Source organism: Shinella sp. HY16 (assembly GCF_028534175.1).
GTDB lineage: Bacteria > Pseudomonadota > Alphaproteobacteria > Rhizobiales > Rhizobiaceae > Shinella.
Window position 1 is genome coordinate 188,358 of record NZ_JAHYXL010000004.1, and the last position, 21,608, is coordinate 209,965.

Annotated in this window: 17 protein-coding genes; 2 read left to right on the forward strand and 15 right to left on the reverse strand. The window is 66.8% G+C overall.

What is annotated here, in order from left to right:
- Window positions 1-66: 66 nt before the first annotated feature.
- The 11 genes from K0P03_RS29860 to K0P03_RS29910 all read right to left on the reverse strand — a co-directional run bounded on the left by K0P03_RS29860 (window position 67) and on the right by K0P03_RS29910 (window position 14,015).
- Entirely contained in the window at window positions 67-1,656 is a 1,590-nt protein-coding gene (locus K0P03_RS29860) for a metallophosphoesterase family protein (RefSeq protein ID WP_272791498.1), read from the reverse strand.
- On the reverse strand, window positions 1,653-2,294 hold the full coding sequence (locus K0P03_RS29865) for a dual specificity protein phosphatase family protein (protein ID WP_272791499.1): 642 nt from the start codon (window positions 2,292-2,294) through the stop codon (window positions 1,653-1,655). Before K0P03_RS29865 ends, K0P03_RS29860 begins: the two co-directional genes overlap by 4 nt.
- Entirely contained in the window at window positions 2,291-3,136 is an 846-nt protein-coding gene (locus K0P03_RS29870) for an inositol monophosphatase family protein (RefSeq protein ID WP_272791500.1), read from the reverse strand. Before K0P03_RS29870 ends, K0P03_RS29865 begins: the two co-directional genes overlap by 4 nt.
- Before the next feature lie 96 nt (window positions 3,137-3,232).
- Window positions 3,233-4,339, reverse strand: a complete 1,107-nt coding sequence (locus K0P03_RS29875; RefSeq protein ID WP_023517333.1) for an ABC transporter substrate-binding protein — start codon at window positions 4,337-4,339, stop codon at window positions 3,233-3,235.
- 72 nt (window positions 4,340-4,411) lie between these two features.
- The gene (locus tag K0P03_RS29880) at window positions 4,412-5,533 is read right to left on the reverse strand and encodes an ABC transporter ATP-binding protein (protein WP_023517334.1); all 1,122 of its coding nucleotides are present in this window, start codon (window positions 5,531-5,533) and stop codon (window positions 4,412-4,414) included.
- Window positions 5,533-7,359 carry an ABC transporter permease gene (locus tag K0P03_RS29885; RefSeq protein WP_050744425.1) on the reverse strand — a complete coding sequence of 609 codons (1,827 nt, stop codon included), beginning with the start codon at window positions 7,357-7,359 and terminating at the stop codon, window positions 5,533-5,535. The genes K0P03_RS29880 and K0P03_RS29885 overlap by 1 nt, the downstream gene beginning before the upstream one ends.
- A gap of 222 nt (window positions 7,360-7,581) precedes the next feature.
- Window positions 7,582-8,382 carry an inositol monophosphatase family protein gene (locus tag K0P03_RS29890; protein WP_050744338.1) on the reverse strand — a complete coding sequence of 267 codons (801 nt, stop codon included), beginning with the start codon at window positions 8,380-8,382 and terminating at the stop codon, window positions 7,582-7,584.
- A gap of 115 nt (window positions 8,383-8,497) precedes the next feature.
- Complete coding sequence (locus K0P03_RS29895; RefSeq protein WP_050744337.1) at window positions 8,498-9,559, reverse strand: ABC transporter ATP-binding protein; 1,062 nt, start codon at window positions 9,557-9,559, stop codon at window positions 8,498-8,500.
- Window positions 9,556-11,769: an ABC transporter permease gene (locus K0P03_RS29900; protein ID WP_050744336.1), complete on the reverse strand. Its 2,214-nt coding sequence runs from the start codon at window positions 11,767-11,769 to the stop codon at window positions 9,556-9,558. The genes K0P03_RS29895 and K0P03_RS29900 overlap by 4 nt, the downstream gene beginning before the upstream one ends.
- A 72-nt stretch (window positions 11,770-11,841) precedes the next feature.
- Window positions 11,842-12,870 (reverse strand): ABC transporter substrate-binding protein, encoded by a 1,029-nt coding sequence (locus K0P03_RS29905; RefSeq protein ID WP_023515868.1) that lies wholly within the window; start codon window positions 12,868-12,870, stop codon window positions 11,842-11,844.
- Window positions 12,871-12,992: 122 nt separating this feature from the next.
- Window positions 12,993-14,015 (reverse strand): ABC transporter substrate-binding protein, encoded by a 1,023-nt coding sequence (locus tag K0P03_RS29910; RefSeq protein WP_023515867.1) that lies wholly within the window; start codon window positions 14,013-14,015, stop codon window positions 12,993-12,995.
- A 233-nt stretch (window positions 14,016-14,248) separates the two neighbouring features.
- Here K0P03_RS29910 and K0P03_RS29915 point away from each other — a divergent pair, with 233 nt between their 5' ends.
- The gene (locus K0P03_RS29915) at window positions 14,249-14,989 is read left to right on the forward strand and encodes a response regulator (RefSeq protein WP_023515866.1); all 741 of its coding nucleotides are present in this window, start codon (window positions 14,249-14,251) and stop codon (window positions 14,987-14,989) included.
- On the forward strand, window positions 14,986-17,088 hold the full coding sequence (locus K0P03_RS29920) for an ATP-binding protein (RefSeq protein ID WP_272791501.1): 2,103 nt from the start codon (window positions 14,986-14,988) through the stop codon (window positions 17,086-17,088). Before K0P03_RS29915 ends, K0P03_RS29920 begins: the two co-directional genes overlap by 4 nt.
- A gap of 14 nt (window positions 17,089-17,102) precedes the next feature.
- Here K0P03_RS29920 and K0P03_RS29925 read toward each other — a convergent pair whose 3' ends face one another.
- The 4 genes from K0P03_RS29925 to K0P03_RS29940 form a co-directional block, all read right to left on the reverse strand.
- Window positions 17,103-18,116 (reverse strand): acyltransferase family protein, encoded by a 1,014-nt coding sequence (locus tag K0P03_RS29925; RefSeq protein WP_272791561.1) that lies wholly within the window; start codon window positions 18,114-18,116, stop codon window positions 17,103-17,105.
- Window positions 18,117-18,133: 17 nt separating this feature from the next.
- Window positions 18,134-19,411, reverse strand: a complete 1,278-nt coding sequence (locus tag K0P03_RS29930; protein ID WP_272791502.1) for an O-antigen ligase family protein — start codon at window positions 19,409-19,411, stop codon at window positions 18,134-18,136.
- Between the two features lie 7 nt (window positions 19,412-19,418).
- Complete coding sequence (locus K0P03_RS29935) at window positions 19,419-20,642, reverse strand: polysaccharide biosynthesis/export family protein (protein ID WP_037407048.1); 1,224 nt, start codon at window positions 20,640-20,642, stop codon at window positions 19,419-19,421.
- Between the two features lie 103 nt (window positions 20,643-20,745).
- Entirely contained in the window at window positions 20,746-21,423 is a 678-nt protein-coding gene (locus tag K0P03_RS29940) for a sugar transferase (RefSeq protein ID WP_023516822.1), read from the reverse strand.
- Window positions 21,424-21,608 lie beyond the last annotated feature (185 nt).

Consider the following 21,608-nt stretch of genomic DNA (forward strand, 5'->3'; position numbering starts at 1 on the left):
GTTCTAGGTTTCTTTGTGTTCGTTTGTCTCTTCGGGAAAACCGTTCCCACTTTTCCCTGACAAACTCTAAAGTGCCCTGACGGCAAGGTCGGGCAGGCTGAGGGAGAAATCCCGGTTCGGCGGGCGTTCGAGATAGGCGCGCATCATGCGCAGCAGCGTGGCGAAGCGGGCCGGCAGGCCGTCGCCCTCGATATGCGGCGCCCTTGCGCAGAGGTCCCGATAGAAAGCCAGCCGGTCGGTCGCGATGTCCGCATGGCTGAGTTCACCCGCCTTGCGCAGCCGATACCAGTCCTCGACGAGCGCGCCGAGGCCGAAGGTCGGCGCGCCGGCGCGGTCGAACCCAAGCGCTTCAAGAAGATCGGCGACCGTCGCCGTGCGCGCGAACTCCACCATCTCGCGCGGCCATTCGCGCGCGAGATAGCGCCCGTGCACGAGATTGACGAGGTGGCGGCTGAGGAAGGCGCCATGATCGGCCGCCGAGCTGGCGGCAGGCTCCTCCGCCCCCTCCCGCGCCGCCTCGGCGCGATAGGCCGCAAAGGCTGCGTCGTGGCCGGGCACCTGCCGCAGCGAGAGCGTGCGGATCTCGCTGCGATCGGCATGGAGATCGACGATCTTCAGGCCCGGTCCGTAGCCGACCGGCGAGGGAACCGCGATATTGACGAAGCGCCCGGCGACCGTCTCGTGCCGCGCCGTGTCGTTGACATGAAGATGGCCGGAAAAATGCAGGGAAACGCCGGTGGCGGCAAACGCATCGGCCACCGCGGCCGTCGGCGCGCGGCGGGCAAGGCCGGTGGCGCCGAACAGCGCGACCTCCTCGCTCGACACGCCGCCGAGCGGATCGAGCGCCGGATAATGCGAGAAGGCGACGAGCCGCTTGCCCTTCGCCTTCGCCCGCGCCGCCACGTCCGCCATCCAGGCGAAAAGATGGGCGCGATGCGCGAGCACCGCCCGCCAGCCGCCGTCAGTCGGATCGTGGAACTGGGCAGGATCGGCAAGATCGTCCGCCCCGTCGCGCGGCACGCAGACATTGGCGTCGATGGCGAGCACCCAGAGGTCCTCCACCGGCTCGACGAGATAGGAGGAATCGATCATCCGGCAGCGCGTGCCGCCGTCCGGGCTCACCGCTTCGTAACTGCGGGCCGACCAGGGGGGGTCGGTGCCGAAGGGGCTTTCCCAGTGGAGATCGCCGGCTTCCGGCGTGAAGCCGAGGCCGGAGAGCATGGCAAGCGCCTCCGCCGTGCCGAGCGTTGCCGCCTCCGGGCAATCGGCGCTGCGCAGGAGCAGCGGCGTGCCGTCGGTCATGAGGAAGCTCTTGTCCTGCGGCCGGCCGGCAAGGGCATAGAAATCGTGGTTGCCGGGGGTCATCAGCACGCGGATGCCATGGCGCTCCCGATACTCCGCAACAAGGGCAAGCGCGGCGCGGATATTCGGCCGCTGGCCGTCGTCGGTGAGGTCGCCGACGAGGAGCACGATCTTCGCGCCTGACGCGGCGACGCGGTCCAGCGCCGCGCGGAAGGCGGGGATGCTCTCGTTGAAGACGCGGGTCGAGGCGGCGGTCTCGGCGAAGCTGCGGATGGCGCCGGGCAGGCCCGAACCGTCCGGTATCCAGGCACAATCATGCACATGCGGATCGGCAATGACGGCGATGCGGATCATGCGGTGGCCCTTGCGGGGGCGGCAGCGCGGGCACGGTCGGCCTCGACGAGGCGCACCCAGCCGGCGGCGCTTTCGGCGGCGGCGACCAGCATGGGCTTCGGCGTCTCGTGCCATTCGTCGGGGTGCAGCGCGCGCTTCACCCGCACATGGTCGACGGCGGAGGCGAGCGTCGGGAATTCGCCGGGGATCTGCAGGTGCAGCAGCAGCGCGGCGAGGATCACCGAGCGGGAACGCCCGGCCCGGCAGTTGACCAGCACGTTGCCGCGCTCGCGCATCGGGTAGCTCGGCTTTTCTGGAAGTATCTGCTGCAGCGCGCCGAGCAGCTGGTAGTAACCGGCGAGGAACATCGTGTCGGGATTGCCGGGACCGTCGACGATGCCGAGCTTGTAGTAGCGGATGGGTGCCGGGCCGTAGCCGACGTGGCTGTCATGCGAGACCTCGTCGGGCGCCGCGACATAGTTGAAGTCGAGATTGACCGCACAGTTGAGCACGGTGGAAATGCCGTTCTCGCGCAGCAGCGGTACGTCCGATGCTCCCTCGCGGCCGCCGACGAACAGATCGACGCCGAAGCCCGGCAGGTTTTCGTAGACGCGGCTGATCGACGGGCGATCGTAATGGCGGGTTTTCTTTTCGGTCATGCGGTTCTCCGATGCTCTTCTTCCGCTGCGGCCAGAAGGTCCGGCCCGGCGAGAAGGGGAATGCCTGTCGCCTCCGACAGGGTGGCGGCGACGCCCGGCGCGGCGGCCAGCACGGCTGCGCCGGCGGTCAGCCCGCCGAGCGACAGGAACGGCCCCGTCACCCCGCCGGCCTCGCGCACGAGGAGGAGACCGGCAAGGCAATCCCAGGAATTCATGTGCAGCTCCGCATAGCCATCGCTGCGCCCGTCCGCAACATAGGCGAGCCCCAGCGCTCCGCAGGCGCCGCGCCGGACATTGCTGCCCGCCTCATAGAGCGCGTTGAGCGCGCCGATATAGCGGGAGAGCGGCCGGCGGTTCGACCAGCCCATCTCGAAGGAGGTTGCGGTGATGTCGGTCGTGGCGGAAACGTGGATCGGCTTGCCGTTGAGGGTAGCCCCGCGACCGACGCGGGCGAAATAGACCTCGTCCAGCACGGGGTTGACGATGGCGCCGAGCTGCACCTCGCCGTCCGCGATGAAGGCGATGGCGACGCAGAAATGCGGGATCGCGCGGGCGAAATTGGCCGTGCCGTCGATGGGATCGACCACCCAAGCCTGGCGGCCCGGCTCGCCGCCGCCCTCCTCGCCGAGGAAGCCGTCCTCGGGGAAGGCGTCGGAAATCCGGGCGCGCAGATGATCCTCCACCTGCCCGTCGGTTTCCGTCAGGTAATCCTGCGGGCCCTTCATGCTGATCGCCTGCCCCGTCTGCCGGGCAAAGCCCGCGCGGGCGAGATCCGCCGCCTCGTGGACCAGGTCGTGCAGGAAGGCCTCCCGGCGATCGATCGCCCCGTCGTCAATGCTCATGCGCCCTGTCTTTCCTGCCCTGTTCGTCGTTTTCGGTTCGTCAGTCCCGCTGCAAAGGCGGCAGGCGGGCCGCGGACCGGCCCGCCCGTCTTTCGCTCAGCGCTTGTAGTGGACGCGCCAGAAATCCTGCCAGTCCTGCCGGCTGTCCCAGTCTTCGAGGCCCGTCGCGGGGTCGTAGATCAGCAGCGTTTCAAGATGTTTGCCGATGCCCGACGGCTCGTCGGCGGGCAGGCCCACGCTGCGATTGCTCGACATCTTGCCGTCGTCGGTCTGCGGTGCGATGCCCTCGGCCGTCATGGCGTAGTGGACGAAGAGCTTCGCCGTGTTCGGGCTGTCCGAGCCCTTGACGATGACGCCGACCGTCGGGTTGGCGAAACCGATGATTGGATCCACCCCGGCGCAAAGGCCGAGCGTGAAGCCCTTGCCCGCATTGTCGCGGAACTTGGCGGAGGAGACGAGGCCGATGAAGGGCTCGCTCTGGCCGGGCGCGGCGACGGCCTCGGCGGCGGCGGAATCCGAATCCGTCAGCAGCGGGCCGTTGGCCGCCAGCGCCGCCACGAAGGCTTGCGTCGCGCTGCCGAGGTCGCTTTCCAGCTTCTTGCCGTACTGCTTTTCGTAGGCGGCGGCGATCTTGTCGTCGATGCGGCTGCGCATCTGGTTGAACCAGTCGGTGTAGGACGGCTTGCCGAGCGGGTCCTGCATCGCGACCTTGCCCTTCCACTCCGCCTCGGTGAGCTGCCAGATGTTGGTGATCGGGCACTTGTCGTAGAGCTTGGTGTTGTAGGCGAGGAAGTTGGGGCTCGAAACGACGAGCAGCGGGTTGTGCGCCTCGGGCGAGATGTCCTTGGCGAGATCCGGCGGCACCCAGTTTTCCACAAAGCCGGCGGGCATCAGCTGGCCGACCACCGCCGAGGGGTCGGAGATGAAGGACACGTCCGTCTGGATGTTGCCCGACTGGGATTCGCGGATGATCGTCTCGAGCTGCGCGGTCGCCTTGGATTTGGCGCCCTCCGCCTTCAACCCGTATTTGGCGTTGAACGCCTCGACCATGTCGACGATCTTGCCGGTGCTGTCATAGACCGACAGCGGCGGCTCCTTCTTTGCCGCCTCGATGAGGGCGTCGAGATTGAACTCTTCCGCCAGCGCCCCGCCGGCCATGCCGAGCACAAGGGCGACACCCGCCAGTAAACCGTATTTCCGCATGCTCTCCTCCTCCAGCTTCGCCCCATCCGTCTCTTCCCATCGGATGGCGCGGGTTTCAGTTTCCGTTTCGGTTCAGGCGGCCTGCGCCAGCGTGTCGTCGGCGCCGGCGAGCCTCAGGCCCGCCGCGTCGAAGACGTGCATGGCCGTCGGCCGCGCATGGACGAAGACCCGCTCGCCGCCCTTCAGCACCGGGCATTCGGTGGTGGTGGCGAAAAGGGCGCGGCCGTCGACCTTCAGTTCGATGATCCAGCTTCCGCCGGTCGGCAGGATGCCGGTAACCTCGGCCGCATGGCGGAAGCTGTCGCCGGGAACGGCAGCCTCCGAGCGCGCGATCTGCAGGGCCTCGGGCCGAAAGCCCACCGAGCCGACCCCCGCGCTCTCGCCGAGCCGACCGGCGAGCCAATGCGATGCGGCGCGATCCAGCGTATGGCCGGTCGCGGTTTCGAGAATGTTGATCGGTGGACTGCCGACGAATTCGGCGACGAAGCGGTTCGCCGGCCGGTCGTAGATGTCGTTGGGCGTGCCGAGCTGCTGCAACCGGCCCTCGTTCATGACGGCGATGGAGGTGGCGAGCGTCATCGCCTCCCACTGGTCGTGCGTGACGAAGACGATGGTGGTGCGGAAGGCGGCGTGGATGCGCTTCAGTTCGGCGCGCATTTCGAGCCTCAGGCGCGCGTCAAGGTTGGACAGCGGCTCGTCGAGCAGCAGCACGCCGGGATTGACCGCCAGCATGCGGGCGAGCGCCACACGCTGCTGCTGGCCGCCGGAGAGCTGCGAGGGATAGCGGTGCCGGTACTTCTCGATATCCAGCGCCTTCATGACCTCGGTGACGCGCGCCTCGCGCTCGGCCTTCGGCATCTTGCGCAGGCGCAGGCCGAAATCCGTGTTGCGCTCGATGGTGAGATGCGGCCAGAGCGCATAGGACTGGAAGACGAGGCCCATGCCGCGCTTTTCCGGGCCGATGAAGGCACCGCGCGCCGGGCTGTCGACGATCTTCCCGCCGACGCCGATCTCGCCGTCGGTCAGGTTCTCCAGCCCCGCGATCATACGCAGCGTCGTCGTCTTGCCGCAGCCGGAGGGCCCGAGCAGGCACATGAACTCGCCGTCCCCGATGTGGAGGTCGAGGTCGCTCACCGCGTTGGGCGAGCCGGCGCCGTAGGATTTCTGCACATGGCTGAGAACGATATCGGGCATCAGTTTCCAAGTCCCTCGGCAAGGTTGGTGCGGGTGAGCCGCTGGGCGAGCACCGTGCCGCCATAGGCAAGGCCGGCGATGATCAGCACCACGGCATTGGCGGCCTGGGTATAGTTGTAGTCCACGAGGCGCAGCGAGAAGGTCGTCAGCACGTCCGTGGCGGGCACGGCGAGGATGACGAAGAGGCTGAGCCCCTTGATGCCCGAGATGAAGGGCAGGAGGATGCCGGTGACGAGCGAGCCCTTCTGGATCGGGATGACGATTGATGTCATGCGGCGGAACCAGCCGGCGCCGACGATCTGCGCTGCCTCCTCCGGATCCTTGCCGAGCTGCATCATGGCCGAAATGCCGGCGCGGGATGCATAGGGCATCTGGTCCGCCATCAGCGCGAGGATGAGGATCAGCGTCGTGCCGTAGAGGCCGGGGATCGGCCCGCGCTGCACGGCGAAAAGCGAGAGATAGGCCGCGGCAAAGGCGATGCCGGGCACCAGATAGGGCATGAAGGTGACCTGCCGCAGGAAGATCGCCAGCGGCCGGATGGTGGTGCGCACCACGACATAGCCCGTCAGCACGCCGAGGATGCCCGAGCAGATGGAGGCGATACCGACGATCGAAATCGTGTTCCACGCCGCCTGCCAGAGATCGGGGCTGAGCAGTATGCCGGTGCGCATGGCGACCGTCGGCAGGTCCTGGCCGATCCAGTAGTCGAGCGTGAAGTTCGACAGGGCGAAGCTGCCGGGCTGGTGCATGACCGTCGAAAGCGCCAGCGTCAGGAGGGGCATGCCGACCGAGACGACGAAGATGGCGGCGGCAAAGCCGCTGGCCGGCCAGCGCCAGGATTTCAGCCGCGACAGCCGGTTCATCGCGCCCTTGGAGCCGACGGTGACGAAGCGGCGCGCCTCACGGGCGAGATGCGCATCGATCATGATGGCCAGCACGCCGATCAGCATGATGGCGCCGGCGAGCACGCCGGCCACACCCGTCTGGCGCGAGCCGATGGACCGGTAGAGCGAGGTCGCCAGCACGTCGAACTTCACCGGCAGGCCGAGCACATAGGGCACGCCGAACTCGCCGAGGCATTTGGCAAAGATGAGCAGCACGGCCGACAGCAGCGCGGGGCGCATCAGCGGCAAGATGATCTGCAGGGCGACCACCCGGCCCGGCGCACCGAGAATGCGCGCGCTGTCCTCCAGCTGGCTGTCGAAGCGGCGCAACGCCGAGCCGAACAGCAGGATGACGAAAGGGGTATAGTGCAGTGCGAGGATGATGGTGATCGGCACCTGGCCATAGGCGAGCCAGTCCGGCGGCGTCAGGCCCACCGCCTCGAACCAGCCCGGCTGGCCGCCGACGGTGCGGTTCTTGAACAGCGTGGTCCAGGCGAGCGCGAAGGTCCAGGCTGGCAGCATGTAGGGCACGATGAGGGCGGTGGCGAACCAGCGGCGGCCGAACATGTCGGTGCGCGCGATCAGCCAGGCGAGAATACCGCCCACCGACAGCGAGATGGCAATGGCGCCGAAGGCGACCTTCAGCGTGTTGAGGAGCGGTTCCCAGAAGAGATCGTGCGCGACCGGCGAAGCGAAGGCGCGGTAGAGGTAGTAGGCGGTGAAGCTGCCCGTTTCGCCTGCCGTGCGCCGCTCGTCACCGAACTGCACGGTCGCCGCGTCCGCAAGGATCGACAGGATCGGCACGACGATGAGATAGGCGAACAGCGCCGCCATCAGGACGGCGATGACAGTCGTCGGCTCGCGCAGCGCCAGCCGCAACCGGTAGCGCCAGCGCGCGCCGCCAACGGGCGCCGGCGCTACAGTCGCATCAGAGGCGGCCATGAAGCCCGCCTTGTGCGCTGCGGCACGTTTTTCCGACAGTGTTCGCAAAGCCGTGCAATGTTTCCTCCCCTGCCCGCTTTCGCCGGCCACCGCACCGAATTTGACCAAACCAGGAATGTTTCCTCCCATCCCGATTGGTCATTGGGTGCAGTCAATCATTGAGGGTCGGTGCTTGTCAATATAATATTGCACAGCCGTGCATTGATGGGAGAAGCCGGCCTGCTAGGTGAGCCCGGCCAGCCTTTCGAGGTCGGCGCGGGCGCCCGGGCCGGCGGCGACGACCGGCCCGCCCCTGGTCAATTGCTCGCCCTCCACCGGGAAGGGATGATGCCAGCCGCCGGCCTCCTTCACGAGGCAATAGCCGGCAAGGCAATCCCAGGCGTGCATGTAGGGCTCGTAGTAGCCGACGAGCCGGCCGGCCGCGACATAGGCGAGCATCAGCGCACCGGAGCCGTTGCGGATGAAGGTGCCGCCTGCCTGCAGCAGCCGGCGGATGATGTCGGCCATGGCGTCCGGCGTCACATGGCTGTTGGCGCCGATGCCGGTCATGGCGTTGCGCACGTTGCGGGTGGGATCCAGCGTCAGGACCTTGCCGTTGAGCTTGGCGCCCCGGCCGGCGGCGGCGGCATAGAGCTCGTTGTGGCAGGGCGCGCCGATGACGCCGATGACGGGCTCATTGTGGTGCAGCACGGCGATCGAGACGCACCAGGTCGGCATGCCGCTGACGAAAGGCGCGGTGCCGTCGATGGGATCGACCACCCAGGTGTAGCCGGAGCTGCCGGCCGTGTGGCCGAACTCCTCGCCGAGGAAGCCGTCCCCGGGGAACGTCGCCTCGACCCGCTCGCGGATCAGCTTTTCCACGGTGCGGTCGGCGATGGAGACGACATCCTGCGGGTCGCGCTTTGTCTCGATCACCAGGCTGTCGCGACGGTTGAAATAATCGAGTGCCATGGCTCCCGCCTCCTGGGCGATGGCCTTGGCGAGGACGAAGCGTCTGTCTAGGTCCGTCTCTTGCGACGTCATGCTGTTTTCCTTGGGTAAGCAATTCCAGCAAAAGTGCGAAGCGGTTTTGCGTCCGGAATTGCGTAAAAACAAAAAGATAGAGCGTTTCCGCGATTCGAAGAAAAGTGGACTTGCTCTAGTTGCTGATGAGGGCGATGCCGCGGCCCTTGAAGCCGAGCGTGGCGTCGGAGGCAGCGGGCAGGATGCGGTCGATGGCATGGTCGACGATGAAGAGCGTGCCGACATCGGTCTCCACCTCGTATTCGACATGGTCGCCGAGATAGGCCGAATGCAGGATGCGCCCGGCCAGCCCCTCGCCGCGGCCTTCGGCGAGCGTTACCGCGCCGGGGCGCACGGCAAGACTGGCAGCGCCCGGCTTCGCCCGGCCGGCCGGCACGCGGTGCTTCAGGTTGCCGATGCGGATGTCGGCCTCCGTGCCGTCGATGCCCAGGACCTCGCAGGCGATGACATTCGCCTCGCCCATGAAATCGGCGATGAAGGCGGAGGCGGGGAACTCGTAGAGATCGCGCGGGGCGCCGGACTGCGCGATCTCGCCATCCTTCATGACGATGATGCGGTCGGAGACGGCGAGCGCCTCGTCCTGATCATGCGTGACATAGACGGCGGTGAAGCCGAGGCGCTGCTGAAGTTCGCGGATCTCCGTGCGCACCCGCCGGCGCAGGCGCGCGTCGAGGTTGGAGAGCGGCTCGTCGAGCAGAAGCACCTGCGGTTCCAGCACCAGCGCGCGGGCGACGGCGACACGTTGCTGCTGGCCGCCGGAAAGTTCGGCCGGCAGGCGTCCGCCCATGCCGGCGAGGCCGACGAGTGCCAGCCCCTCCTCCGCCTTCTCCCGCGCCTCCTTGCGCGAGAGGCCGGAGGATTCGAGGCCATAGGCGACGTTGTCGAGCGAACTCATATGCGGAAAGAGCGCATAGGACTGGAAGACCATCGAGACGTCGCGCTCGTTGGCCGGCAGCATGGTGACGTCCTTGCCCCCGATGAGGATGCGCCCGGCCGTCGGATGTTCCAGCCCGGCGAGCATGCGCAGCGTCGTCGTCTTGCCGCAGCCGGAAGGGCCGAGCAGGGTGACGAGCGTGCCGGGCTCGATGGTGAGCGAGAGGTCGGGAATGGCGGTGAAGGCGCCGAAGGTCTTCTTCACGTTCTCGAACGTGACGGAGCCGGCTTTCTGGTTGATCATGCGATTTTCTCCTGACGAGAGGGGGCAAGGCCGGCGACGCGGTTCTCACGGCGCAGGCGCCGTTCGCCCACGAGAAGCTGGAAGCCGGTGATGACCGTGATCATCACGACGATCAGCATGGAGGAATAGGCGATCGCCACGCCGTACTCGCCGTTCTCGACGAGGCCGACGATATAGGAGGTCGCCATGTTGTATTCGGCGCTGACGAGGAAGATGACGGCGCTGATCGAGGTGATGGCGCGCACGAAGGAATAGACGAGCGCGGCGGTGATGGCGGGCCGCAGGAGCGGCAGGATGACCTTGCGGATGGTGCGGAAGCTGCCGGCACGCAGCGTCAGCGAGGCCTCGTCCAGGCTCTTGTCGAGCTGGCTCATCGCCGCAATCCCGCCGCGCACGCCGACCGGCATGTTGCGGAAGACGAAGCAGGCGATGAGGATCAGTGCCGAGCCGGTCATCTCCAGCGGGGGCAGGTTGAAGGCCATGATGTAGCTGACGCCGATGACCGTGCCGGGAATGGCAAAGCTCATCATCAGCGCGAACTCGAAGACGTTCTTGCCGGTGAATTTCTGGCGCACGATGATGTAGGCCGTCAGAAGGCCGACGATGGCCGTCAGCGGTGCGGAGATCAGCGCGATCTCCATCGTCGTCCAGAACGAGTTCCAGGCAACGCCCGTCCAGGCGATGCCGCCGTCGAAGCCGATGGAGAAGGCCTTGGCGTAGTGGTCGAGCGTCAGCGAGTTGTCGAGGCCCCAGGTCTTCACGAAGCCGCCGACGAGGATCATGCCGTAGACGACCAGCGTGAACAGGCCCCAGGGAATGACGATGGCATGCACGCCGAGCGACACCCCGCGCGGCAGCGCGATATGCGCCCCGCTGTCGCCCTTACCCGTCACGGTGGCGAAGTTCTTGCCCGACAGCCAGAAGCGCTGGGCGAGGAAGGCCGAGAGCGTGAAGACGAGCAGGACCGTGGCGAGCACGGCGGCGCGCGATGGGTCGTTCTGCGAGCCGACCACGGCGAAGAAGATCTCCGTCGAGAGCACGCCGTGGCTGCCGCCGAGCACCAGCGGATTGCCGAAATCGGCCATGCTCTCGATGAAGCCGATGAGGAAGGCATTGGCGAGGCCCGGCTTCATCAGGGGCAGCGAGACGCGCCGGAAGGTGCGCCAGCGATCGGCGCGCAGTGTCGTGGAGGCCTCCTCCATCGACGGGCTGACACCCTCGACGACACCGATCAGGACGAGGAAGGCGATCGGCGTGAAGGAGAGGACCTGTGCGATCCAGATGCCGGTGAGGCCGTAGAGCCAGCGGCCGGGCTCGATGCCGAAGAGATCGGAAAGCCCCTGTGTGACGACGCCCGCGCGGCCGAAGAGCAGCGTCAGCGCCAGGCCGATGACGAAGGGCGGCGTGATGATCGGCAGGATGGTAAGGAGCCGCAGGCCCTTCTTGTAGGGAAAGCGCGTGCGGGTGGCGACCAGCGCGAAGGCAAGGCCGAGCAGCGTCGAGCCGAGGCCCGTCATGATGGCGAGCCACAGAGTGCGCCAGGCGACGCCGCAGCGCCCGTCACCGATGACGCAGCTGAGGCTCCAGATGCCGGGATCCTGCATGTTGCGGATGAAGCCGTCCGGATTGAACGAGCCGTCGAAATCCTGCACCGAGCCGGCGAACATGCTGCCGATCGGATAGAAGACGAAGACCGCGACGAGGAAGACGAGCAGCGAGATGGCGCTGACGACGAAGGCATCGCCCTTCATCACGCCGCGCTCGGCAAGGCCGAAGGCGAAGAGAAGCACGAAGACGACGGCCGAGAGCACGGCCCCGGCGCCCATCGAGGGCTGGCCGTCCGAAAGCGCGCCGAACAGGCTTTCGCTCACCGTCCATGTCCAGCCGGAAAAGCCGATGGCAAGGCCCTGCAGCGACAGGAAGAGGATGCCGAGCGCGCCCAGAAAGGCGAGGGCTGCACCACGGCGCATCGGATCCGCCATGCTGCGCGCGGCGACCGCGAGAAGAAGAAGAAGCGCGCTACCGGCCAGCCACAGGCGGCCATGCACGGCGATCTGCACAAGGCCAGGCGCGGCCTCGGTGGAAAGAGGGAACCCGGCCAGCCAACCGAACCCGTAGAAGCCGCCGTCGATCCGGTACCAGGGCAGTAGGGTCAAAGCGACCACGCCCAGGATCAGGACCACGTCCAGCCTGCGATTGCCATGTCTCATGGCCGACCTCGCTGTGATTTGTCGTTTCGGGAAGACGGCGCCCGGAGGAGACGGGCGCCGTCCATCAGGCCGTCAGTTGGCGGCCGCGCCGACTTCGCGGTCCCAGCGCTCCAGCAGCGCCTTGCGCTTGGCCGGGTCGCCATAGGTCTTGAAGTCGTAGTCGATCAGCTTGATGTCCTCGAAGCGCGGTGCCTCCTTCGGGATTTCGGCGCTCTTGTTGGACGGCAGCTGGAAGGATTTCGCATCCTTCATGCGCGACTGGACTTCCGGGGTCAGCGCCCAGTCGTACCAGACCTTGGCGTTGTCGAGGTTGCGCGCGCCCTTGACGATCGACATGGAGCCGATCTCGTAGCCGGTGCCCTCGCAGGGCGTGATCGACTTGACCGGGAAGCCTTCGGCCGTCTGCGTCACCGCGTCATGCACGAAGACGATGCCGAGCGCCGTCTCGCCGCGGGCTGCCGCCTTGACGGGTGCCGAGCCGGACTTGGTGTATTGCGAGATGTTGTCGTTGAGCTTCTTCAGGTAGTCAAAGGCCGGGTCCTCGCCCATGATCTGCACGAGGGAGGCGAGCGCCGTATAGGCGGTGCCGGAGGAGTTGGGGTTGGCGATCTGGATTTCGCCCTTCAGCTCCGGTGCCAGGAGATCGGCCCAGCAGACCGGCTCCTTGAAACCCTTCGCCTTGAAAATCTCGGTGTTGTAGCCCCAGCCGAGCGCACCGGCATAGATGCCGACCGTCTTGTAGCCAGCGCTTTCGGCCTGTTTCTTCGCCCAGTCGTTGAGTTCGTCGAGCTTCGGCGACTTGTATTCCAGCGTCAGGTTTTCCGAGGCGGCCTGGAGATGCGGATCGCCGGTGCCGCCCCACCAGATGTCGGTCTTCGGGTTGCGGGCCTCGGCGCGCACCTTGGCATAGGTCTCGCCCGAGGACAGGCGCACCATGTTCACCTTGATGTCGCTGTGCGCCTTCTCGAAATCGCCCTTCATCTGCTCGCAGATGACGACGTCGGCCGAGCAGATGAGGTTGAGGTCGCCGGCCGCCTGCGCCGGCAGGGCGGCAAGCGCCGTTCCGGCGAAAAGCATGAGGGAAAGGGTCTTGGTCTTCATTGGGGCATCCTCCTGTTGCCTTGGTTTGAATCCTGGCGTGAACGGACATGCCGGGGCCATCGGGCTGCCCGCGGGCGGCTCGTTCGCGTTCTTGTCGATTTGGGTCTGTTTCCGGTCCTCGATCAGTTCGTTGCGGAGAGCACCGCGTCGAACCGTTTGAGCAGCCGATGTCGTTCTTCGGGCGTGCCGAAGGTGGCGAAGTCGTAGTCCACCATCTTGATCAGCGAGATGTCGGGCGCGGCGAGCGGCAGGCTCGCCATGGAATTCGAAGGTACCTGGTTCTGGCCGGCCGCGGCACCCGTCGCCTGGCCTTCCGGGCTCAGCGCGAAATCGACGAAGCGTTTTGCCGCTTCGACATGGCGCGCGCCCCTGACGATGCTGACGGCGCCGATCTCGTAGCCCGTACCTTCGCAGGGCGCGACGATGACCAGCGGGGACCCCGCCTGTTTCTGCGTGACCGCATCGTGCATGAAGGAAATGCCGATCAGCACCTCGCCCCGCGCCGCAGCCTTGACCGGGGCGGAGCCAGACGCCGTGTAGCGCTCGATGTTGCGGTTGAGCGCGGCGAGATAGCGGAAGGCCTCGTCCTCGCCGAAGAGCTGCACCAGCGTCGCCAGTGTCGTGAACGCAGTGCCGGAGGAGTTCGGATTGCCGCTCTGGATACGGCCGCGATAGGCGATGTCCGCCAGGTCCTTCCAGCAGGTCGGCGCCGGCAGCTTCGCCGCGCGCAGCAGGTCGGCATTGTAGGCAAAGCCCAGCGCCCCGGCATAGATGCCGGCCGAGCGGCCGCCGGACATGGCGAAGAAGTTCTGCGCCCAGGGCAGCATGTCGCGCTCATGCGCCGGCTGGTAGGGCTCGAGCAGGTTTTCCGAACCGGCCTGCAGATGTGTGTCGCCCGTGCCGCCCCACCAGACGTCTATGGTGGGCGCGTCCTTTTCCGCGCGGATCTGGTTGAGGATGTCGCCGGTGCTCCGGCGCGTCATCGCGATCTCAAGGCCGGTCTCCGCCTCGTAAGCTTTCTGCATGGCGGCACACCACACCTCGTCCACACCGCACAGGACGGTGAGTGAAGGGGCCGTCATGCCGGCCGTGGCGGTCGCCAGCCACAGGGCCACGCCCGCGCCGAAAGCGCTGATGCCTCTCACGATGTTCCTCCCATTTGGAACGCCCTCTCCACTGCCGGACGTTCCAATCTCCGCGTTCAGGATGGCATATCCGCCGCGCACCGCAATCGAAGAATGGTTACCGTTCTTACAATCCCCGGCCGGTGCGCCCTGTCAAAAATGACAAAGGTTACAAATGTGACAAAGCCGCATAATGCGAGCTGCTTTGAACAATCATCCGGGCCTTACTATGATGGGCGCGGGAGGACGGACATGTGTTGAACGAGAGGGTACGGATTCTGATCGTCGAGGACGATCCCGACATGGCGGAGCTCATCTCCGATCTGGTGGAGGCGGAGGGCTGGATACCGGTGACCGCACCATCGGCGGAGGTGGCGGCGGGCGTGCTGGCGCGCGAGAGCGTGCATCTCGTGCTCATCGACCATAACCTGCCCGGCATTTCCGGCAGGGCCTTCGCCCAGCGCCTGCGCGCGCAGACCAGTATCGGCATCGTCATGGTGACGGCGGCGGGCAGCCCCGCCGACCGGGTGCTGGGGCTGGAGACGGCGGCGGACGACTATGTCGTCAAGCCCTTCGAGCCCATCGAGCTGACGGCGCGCATCAAGGCCGTGCTGCGGCGGACGATCCCCACGCTGAAGCCCGAGCGGGACGGCGAGCGTGAGCACGAACCGGCTTCCCTGAAGCTCGGCGACTGGTCGGTGGATCTGGCGCGCCGCCGCGCCGTCTGCCGCACCGATCCCGGAAAGTCGCTGACCGGCGCCGAATTCGCCCTGCTGGAAATCCTCGCCGAGACGCCGAACATCCCGGTCAGCCGGGCGCATATCCTCGACCGTCTCGGCGCGGAAAGCGACCGCTACATTGACCGCAACGTCGACGTGCTGGTGCTGCGCCTGCGCCGCAAGATCGAGCGCAATCCGGACCTGCCGCGCCATGTCAAGACGCGGCGCGGCAAGGGTTATGTGCTCGACACCGACGACACCGAGCTTTCGCCGTGATCAACCGCCCCTTCCTGTCCTCGATCGCCTTCCGCCTGCCCTTTGCGATCGTCTTCATCTGCGTGCTCGTCGTCAGCCTGTCGACCATCGCCATTTATGGCTTGCAGCGGGCGCGCGAGGAGATGGCGACCTATGGCCTGCAGGCCTTTTCCAGCCTCGCCAAGGCCTCGCTGGTCTCGCGACAGGTCTCCGATCTCGTCTCCAGCGCGCCCTTCCTGATGAACGCCACCTCGCCCTACCGGGTTTCCAGCGAAAGCCACTCGGTGGTCGCGCAGGTCGATGCGCTGCTGCACGCCATGGCACCGGATAGCGGCCCGGCCGGGATGAAGGGTTTTGCCAGCACCCGCATCGTCGAGCTTCTCGAAACGATCCGCACGCAGACCACGGCGCTTGCCGGCGATGCGGACAGCGCCCAGCAGCACAAGGCCGAGGCCGCCGCGGCGCTCGGCGAGATCGCTACCGGCAGCGGCATCGCGGATGCCGATTTCCGCCGGCGGCTGAACGCCATCGTGCAGTCGGCGTCCAATTCCGACAGCCTGTTCCAGCTCGGGGAACTGCGCCGCCGCTATGTGGCCGAAACCGCGCCGCGCATTGCGCGTGCAGCGCCGGACGTGCGGATTTCCGCTGCCGAATTCGCGCCCTACGAGCGCATCTTCGAGGCGCAGACGCGCTATCTCCTCGAAATGTTTTCCATCCGCGCCGCCGTCTCGCGGCTGCATTCCGTGTCCCGCGATCTTTCGCACGCCACCGAAACCCAGAGCGAGGCGGTCGCGCGCAGCCTGAACGACGATCTCGCCTCGACATCCGCCGCGCTGAGCCGCCTGCTCGTCATCGTCGCCTTCGCGGCGCTGCTCGTGCTCGTCATGGCGATCTTCTCCATCCGCTCCGTCATGCGCGTCTCGCGCGGCATCGTTGCGCTGTCCAACGGCATGAATGCGCTGGCGGAAGGGCGCAAGGATGTCGACGCGCCGCGCTACGACGGCACGGAGACCGAGCTGGTGCGGTTGCTGGAGGCCTTCCGGGCCTTCCGGGAAAGCGTCGAGCGCGTCTCGCGGCTGCGGCGCACCGCCGAGGCCGCCGCACGCACCATCCGCTCCACCTTCCGCACCATGAACGAGGGCATCGCGCTGTTCGATCCGCGCGGCAAGCCGATCACCATGAACCGCCGCGTCATCGAACTGGTCGGCTGGTCGGGCTCGGCGCGCAAACTGCCGGTGCGCAAGTTCGTCGCGCCGATCCCCGAGATCGACCCGGCGCTGCTACCGGCGGAGGGCGAGGCGGGCGCGCTCGGCGATCGCTCCGTGCTGCGCCATCGCTCCGAGGCAGGGCGGGTGACGGAGGTCTCGCTGTCGCGCCAGCCGGATGGCGGTATCGTGCTTTTGGCGCGCGACGTCACCGACATCGACCGGCAGGAGGCGGAGACCGCCAAGATCCAGCGTCTCGACGGCATCATGCGCATGACGCACCAGGTGAGCCACGAGGTCGGCAACATGATCGGCATCATCACCGGCAGCCTCGGCCTCCTGGAGCGCGAGACCGGCTTCAACGACCGGCAGAAGCGCCACCTCGCCCGCATCCGCAAGGCCGCCGACCGGGGCCGGTCGCTGGCCGGCAGCATGCTTTCCATCGGCAGCCAGCAGCCGATCCATCCCGGCGCGGTGGAAATCGGTGCGCTGCTGCGCGGCATGGCGGACGTGCTGGAGATCGCCGTCGGGGAGAGGTGCCGGCTCGTCTTCGACATTGCCGATGGCCTGCCGACGGTGCTGCTCGATGCGGCGCTGTTCGAGCAGTCCGTGCTCAATCTCTGCCTCAACGCCGCCGCTGCCATGCCGTCGGGGGGAACGATCCTCATCCGCTCCCTCGGCGGGGGAGCCGGCGTCGTGGTTTCGGTGGCCGACGAGGGCATCGGCATGTCGCCGGAAGCTGCCGACAAGGCCTTCGAGCCCTATTTCACCACGCGCGACGAGGAAGGCGGCGCCGGCCTCGGCCTTGCCGTGGTCTACGGCTTCGTGCGCCAGAGTGGCGGCGACGCCCGCATCCTCTCGATACAAGGAAAGGGGACGGTGGTGGAGCTCACATTCCCCGTGCTCCGGGCCTGACGGGACACGAGAGCTTAGCCATCGGCTGCAACCACCCGCCGGGCAGCGTCCGTGCGGCGCTTTCCGGAAAACCCGCGTAGCAGTGGGCGCTCGATGAGCCGATAGCCGGCAAGGCCGGAAAGGACGCCGGCGAGGACCGCGGCGATGAAGACGAGCGGCGGCGCCAGGCCGAGCGTGACGCCCGCCTTCGCCGCGACCGAGATGGCGAAGGTGTGCCAGAGATAGATCGAATAGGATGCATCGCCGAGAAGCGCGGGAAGCCTCAGACGCGGCACGCCGCCCTCCCGCTCCAGCGCCGCCGTGCCGTAGACCAGCATGGCCGCGAGCGGCCCGCAGGTCCATTCGTCGAAGGGCAGCCGCAGGAGGCCGATCACGGCGAAGCCGGCGAGCGACAGCGTAACGAGCGCGAGGCCTAGCCCCTTGCCTCGCACGCGCCCGGTTAGCCACAGCCGGCCGATCAGCATGCCCGCGACGAATTCCAGGATGATCGGCCGCGTATAGGTGACGAAGAGCGGGGTGTCGCTTGTCACCGTGAGGCCGAGCGTGACAAGGCCGAGGAAGATCGCGGCAACGGCGGCAAGCCTCATGCGTGCCGGCAGCAACAGGCAGGCGGCGAAGACGGCATAGAAGAAGAGCTCGTAGTTGAGCGTCCAGCCCTGGACGAGCAGCGGCCAGATCTCGCCGCTGCTCGGCGAGGGCAAGGGCACGAAGAACAGCGAGGCGAGGAGGTGCTGTGCCGTCAGCGCGAGATTGGGGAAGAGGCCGAGCAGCGCGCCTGCCACCATGGCCCCGGTCGCGAGCCAATAGACGGGCACGATGCGGCGCAGGCGCTCGGCAAGGAAACGGCCGGGCGAGACCGGGCGCCGCGCGACGATCACCCACATGATGAAGCCGCTGATGACGAAGAAGACGTCGACCCCCGCCGCGCCGATCGCCAGCGCATGGCCGCTGCGCTCGCCGGCATGGAAGAAGACGACCGCAAGCGCGGCGAGCGCTCGCAAGTACTGGATGCCGTAGAGCGTTGTCACCGGCCGTGTTTCCTCCGTCATGGGCGGATGGCCCCTTCTGGGCGCAGCGGCAGCCTGACGCGATACACCGGCTGCCGCCTTCGGGCGCGGCGGGCATCGGCCAGCTTGCCGGCGGCGAAATAGAGCAGGAACGAGCCGACATGGTAGGGATTGAGGATGTCGATCTCGACGAAGGTGCGCACCGCCAAAAGCGCCGCCACGGTGAAGAGAACCAGCGCCTCCAGGTCGTGGGCGGCAGAGAGTAGCCGGTGGAGATGGCCGGCGAGCGCGACGAGCAGCACCATCGACAGGAGCAGGCAGCCGATCAGACCGGTCTCCACCGTCGCGGCGATGAAGGTGTTGTGGAAGTGGAAGCCCGAGCGGGTGCCGATGAAGAAGGCGGCCCACAGCCGCTCGGCCTCGGCAAAACCCTGCACCCAGAAGGCCTGGTAGCCGATGCCGACGAAGGGTGCGGCCGCGGCCGTCTCGATGCCCTGCTGCCAGAGATAGGTGCGCCCTGTCAGCGTCGCATCCTTGCCGAAGGCGCCGAGCACCAGCGCATAGCCCCCGCCATAGGCTCCGGCGAGGAGCACGAGCGCGGCGAAGACGGCGAGCACGAGAAACAGGATCTTGCGGTGTGCCGGCGCCAGCCATTCCAGCGCCTTCAGCCCGAGGCAGAGGCCCGCGACGGCGGCGGTCGTCAGCACGGAGGTCGCCGATTGCGAGGCTTTCAGGCAGTAGAGCGCCACCGCCACGCAGACAAGGGCGACGAGCTTCCACGCCCCGCGCTCACCCCCGAGGAAGAGCGCGGCGAAGGCGAAGAGCACGGCGAGCGAGGCATAGAAGCCAAGCTGGTTCTTGGAGGCGAAGGCGCCGACGAAGCTGTAGGTGCCGTCGAGCGGATCGAGATGGTAGACGCCGAAGACGAGCGAGTAACACAAGACGAGCGCCGTGCCGGCAAGGCCGCCGCGCACCAGCGTGCGCGTGTCGACGACGCGCATGGCGATCAGCGCGCAGACGACATGGGAAAGATATTGCACGCCCGCCCGGGTCGTGACGCCTGGCGCCTGCGACCAGAAGACGGAAAGGCAGGCGAAAATGGCGAAGGCGAAGATCCAGCCGTAGCGCGCATAGTTCCCGAGCACCCGCCGGTAGTCGACGACGACCAGTGGCAGCCACAGCGCGTAGTAGGCGAGGATCGACACCTGACCGAAGCGGAAGGAATAGGCGAAGACGAAGAAGGACAGCGCGACGGCCGTCGCGGCATAGGCCGTGTTGGCCCCCGGCTCGATCAGGCTTGCCTTGGCGATCCGCATGGCCGGCTCACTGCGTCTTCAGGCTCAGTCCCACCTTGACGATGTCGCCCGGCAGGACCGTCGTCGTCTCGGTGGCGCTGATCTCTTCGGCCTTGCCCTTCACCGTGCGCAGGATCGAATAGGCGATGTTGGCGGAGGAGAGCCCGTCCTTGAAGGCGGCCGCATCGGCCGATTGCATCAGCGCCTCCGACATCAGGCTGCGGCTCGTACCGAGTTTCAGGGCCAGCGTGTCGAGTTCCTGCTCGGTGTTCTGCAACTCCTGGGCAAGCTGCGCGTCCCAGTCGTTCGTGAGGTTGGTCTCGTCCTGCGTGGCCTTGTTGATGTCCTGCTTGGCCTTCAGCGAGGCGGTGTCGATGTCGAGCAGGGCGGCTTGCAGGTCGGCCGTGCGCTGTTCCAGCGCCAGCCGCCGGGAGCTGATCGCCAGGCCCTTTTCGGCGAGTGTGTCGACCTTGTCGAGATCGGCCTGGACGAGCTCGAGCTGCCGCGTCTGGGTCTGCGATTTCTTGCCGAGCGCCTCGATCTCGGTGCTGAGCAGGGATTTTAGGTCGGCGAGCGCCGTCAATTGCAGGCGTTGGCGCTTCTCCCGCGAGACCATCAGCGCCGTCTCGCTTTCCATCAGGGCGCGCGCCTCCTCGGCCTCGCCGAGCTCCTTCGGCATGGCGATGCCCTTGGCGTTGTTCATTTCCGCCTGGATGCGGGCGCGGCGGACCAGCAGGCGGTTGCGTTCGGAAAGAAAGACGGCGGCCTCGCCTTCGGAGCGCAGGAAATCCCGCGTGAAGCGCTGGCTGGCATCGGCGCGGCGCAGGCCCCCGCCGAAGCTGACGGCCTTCAGCACCGTCAGCCCCGGTGCATAGGGATAGGCGCCGGGTGTCTGCACCTCGCCGGCGAGATAGACCGGTCGGTATTCGGCGATCTCCACCGAGGCGGACGGACGGTCGCGCAGGCCGAACAGCACCTGCATCTTCTGGCCGATCTCCTCGGCAAGCTCGCCGGTCGTGCGGCCGTCTGCCGGCAACGGGCCGATGAAGGGCACGGAAACCGCCCCGTCCGCTCCGATGCTGTAGTCGCCACTGACGGCGCTCCAGTCGCGGATCGCCCCTTCGGCGGTCTGCCATTCGGCAACGCGGATGCGCAGCTTGTCCATCACGCCGAGCCGGTATTCACCGGCCTGTGCACCCGCCGGACCGGCAAGGACGAGAAAAGCAAGGCACAGCGCCGTGCGTGCCTTCATGGGAAACGCGGCCGCGGCGAAAGCCACGTTCGGTGTCTTCGTGTTCATGAGAACCCCTGTCTTCCGGCGCTCCGCAGCCGGGGCCGCGGGCGTTGCTGCCGGATCAATAGCTGCCGCGCGAAAGGCAGACGGCCGGGATGGTGCGGGCGACGATCATGAGATCGCTCACCAGTGACCAGTTGCACACATAGTGCGTATCGAAGGCGACGCGCGCCGCATAGGACACGTCGTTGCGCCCGCTGACCTGCCAGAGGCCCGTGAGGCCGGGGCGGGTCTGGAGATAGTAGATGGCGGAGGCCTCGTAGAGCTCCAGTTCGTCTTCCACCACCGGACGTGGCCCGACGAGGCTCATCTCGCCGCGCAGGATGTTGAAGAGCTGTGGCAGCTCGTCGAGGCTGAGCTTGCGCAGCACGGTGCCGACGACGGTCACGCGCGGATCGTGCTGCAGCTTGCGCGCGTTGCGCCACTCCTCATAGGCGGCCGGGTTGTCCTTCAGGTATTGCTGCAGGATGGCGTCGCCATTTTCCGCCATCGTGCGGAACTTTAGGCAGCGGAAGGTCGTGCCGTTGTAGCCGATACGGCGATGGCCGTAGAAGACACTGCCGCCGTCGGAAAACTTCACCAGCGCCATGATCATCAGGAAGATGGGGCTGATGAGGATGAAGGCGCCAAGCGCCACGAGGATGTCGAAGCTTCGTTTCGATATTCCTCCCACCGGCGGGGCGCCGGTTGCAAACGAACTGAAATACGGCGAACTGGCCGATCGTGTCGCGGACTTCATAGAGAGGGCTCCACTTGGATTTGCGATAGGGTCGGTCCCTTCGGACGCGCCCCGTCATCCAATGCGGACTGTGTGGTCACAGTTTGTTTTTTGAAACGTGAAGTCGGTGTTAGTTGCGGACGCAGTGAATTTAAGAAATACGTTATGTGCTAAATTGAAGTCCTTCCGAAGATGGTTCGGTCTAT

Excerpts from the sequence above, each read along its gene's own strand:
- K0P03_RS29890 (WP_050744338.1), bottom strand. The coding sequence starts at position 8,382 with ATGACGTCGCAAGAGACGGACCTAGACAGACGCTTCGTCCTCGCCAAG.
- K0P03_RS29870 (WP_272791500.1), bottom strand. The coding sequence starts at position 3,136 with ATGAGCATTGACGACGGGGCGATCGATCGCCGGGAGGCCTTCCTGCAC.
- K0P03_RS29895 (WP_050744337.1), bottom strand. The coding sequence starts at position 9,559 with ATGATCAACCAGAAAGCCGGCTCCGTCACGTTCGAGAACGTGAAGAAG.
- K0P03_RS29860 (WP_272791498.1), bottom strand. The coding sequence starts at position 1,656 with ATGATCCGCATCGCCGTCATTGCCGATCCGCATGTGCATGATTGTGCC.
- K0P03_RS29885 (WP_050744425.1), bottom strand. The coding sequence starts at position 7,359 with ATGGCCGCCTCTGATGCGACTGTAGCGCCGGCGCCCGTTGGCGGCGCG.
- K0P03_RS29940 (WP_023516822.1), bottom strand. The coding sequence starts at position 21,423 with ATGAAGTCCGCGACACGATCGGCCAGTTCGCCGTATTTCAGTTCGTTT.
- K0P03_RS29875 (WP_023517333.1), bottom strand. The coding sequence starts at position 4,339 with ATGCGGAAATACGGTTTACTGGCGGGTGTCGCCCTTGTGCTCGGCATG.
- K0P03_RS29900 (WP_050744336.1), bottom strand. The coding sequence starts at position 11,769 with ATGAGACATGGCAATCGCAGGCTGGACGTGGTCCTGATCCTGGGCGTG.
- K0P03_RS29880 (WP_023517334.1), bottom strand. The coding sequence starts at position 5,533 with ATGCCCGATATCGTTCTCAGCCATGTGCAGAAATCCTACGGCGCCGGC.
- K0P03_RS29865 (WP_272791499.1), bottom strand. The coding sequence starts at position 2,294 with ATGACCGAAAAGAAAACCCGCCATTACGATCGCCCGTCGATCAGCCGC.
- K0P03_RS29905 (WP_023515868.1), bottom strand. The coding sequence starts at position 12,870 with ATGAAGACCAAGACCCTTTCCCTCATGCTTTTCGCCGGAACGGCGCTT.
- K0P03_RS29930 (WP_272791502.1), bottom strand. The coding sequence starts at position 19,411 with ATGCGGATCGCCAAGGCAAGCCTGATCGAGCCGGGGGCCAACACGGCC.
- K0P03_RS29935 (WP_037407048.1), bottom strand. The coding sequence starts at position 20,642 with ATGAAGGCACGCACGGCGCTGTGCCTTGCTTTTCTCGTCCTTGCCGGT.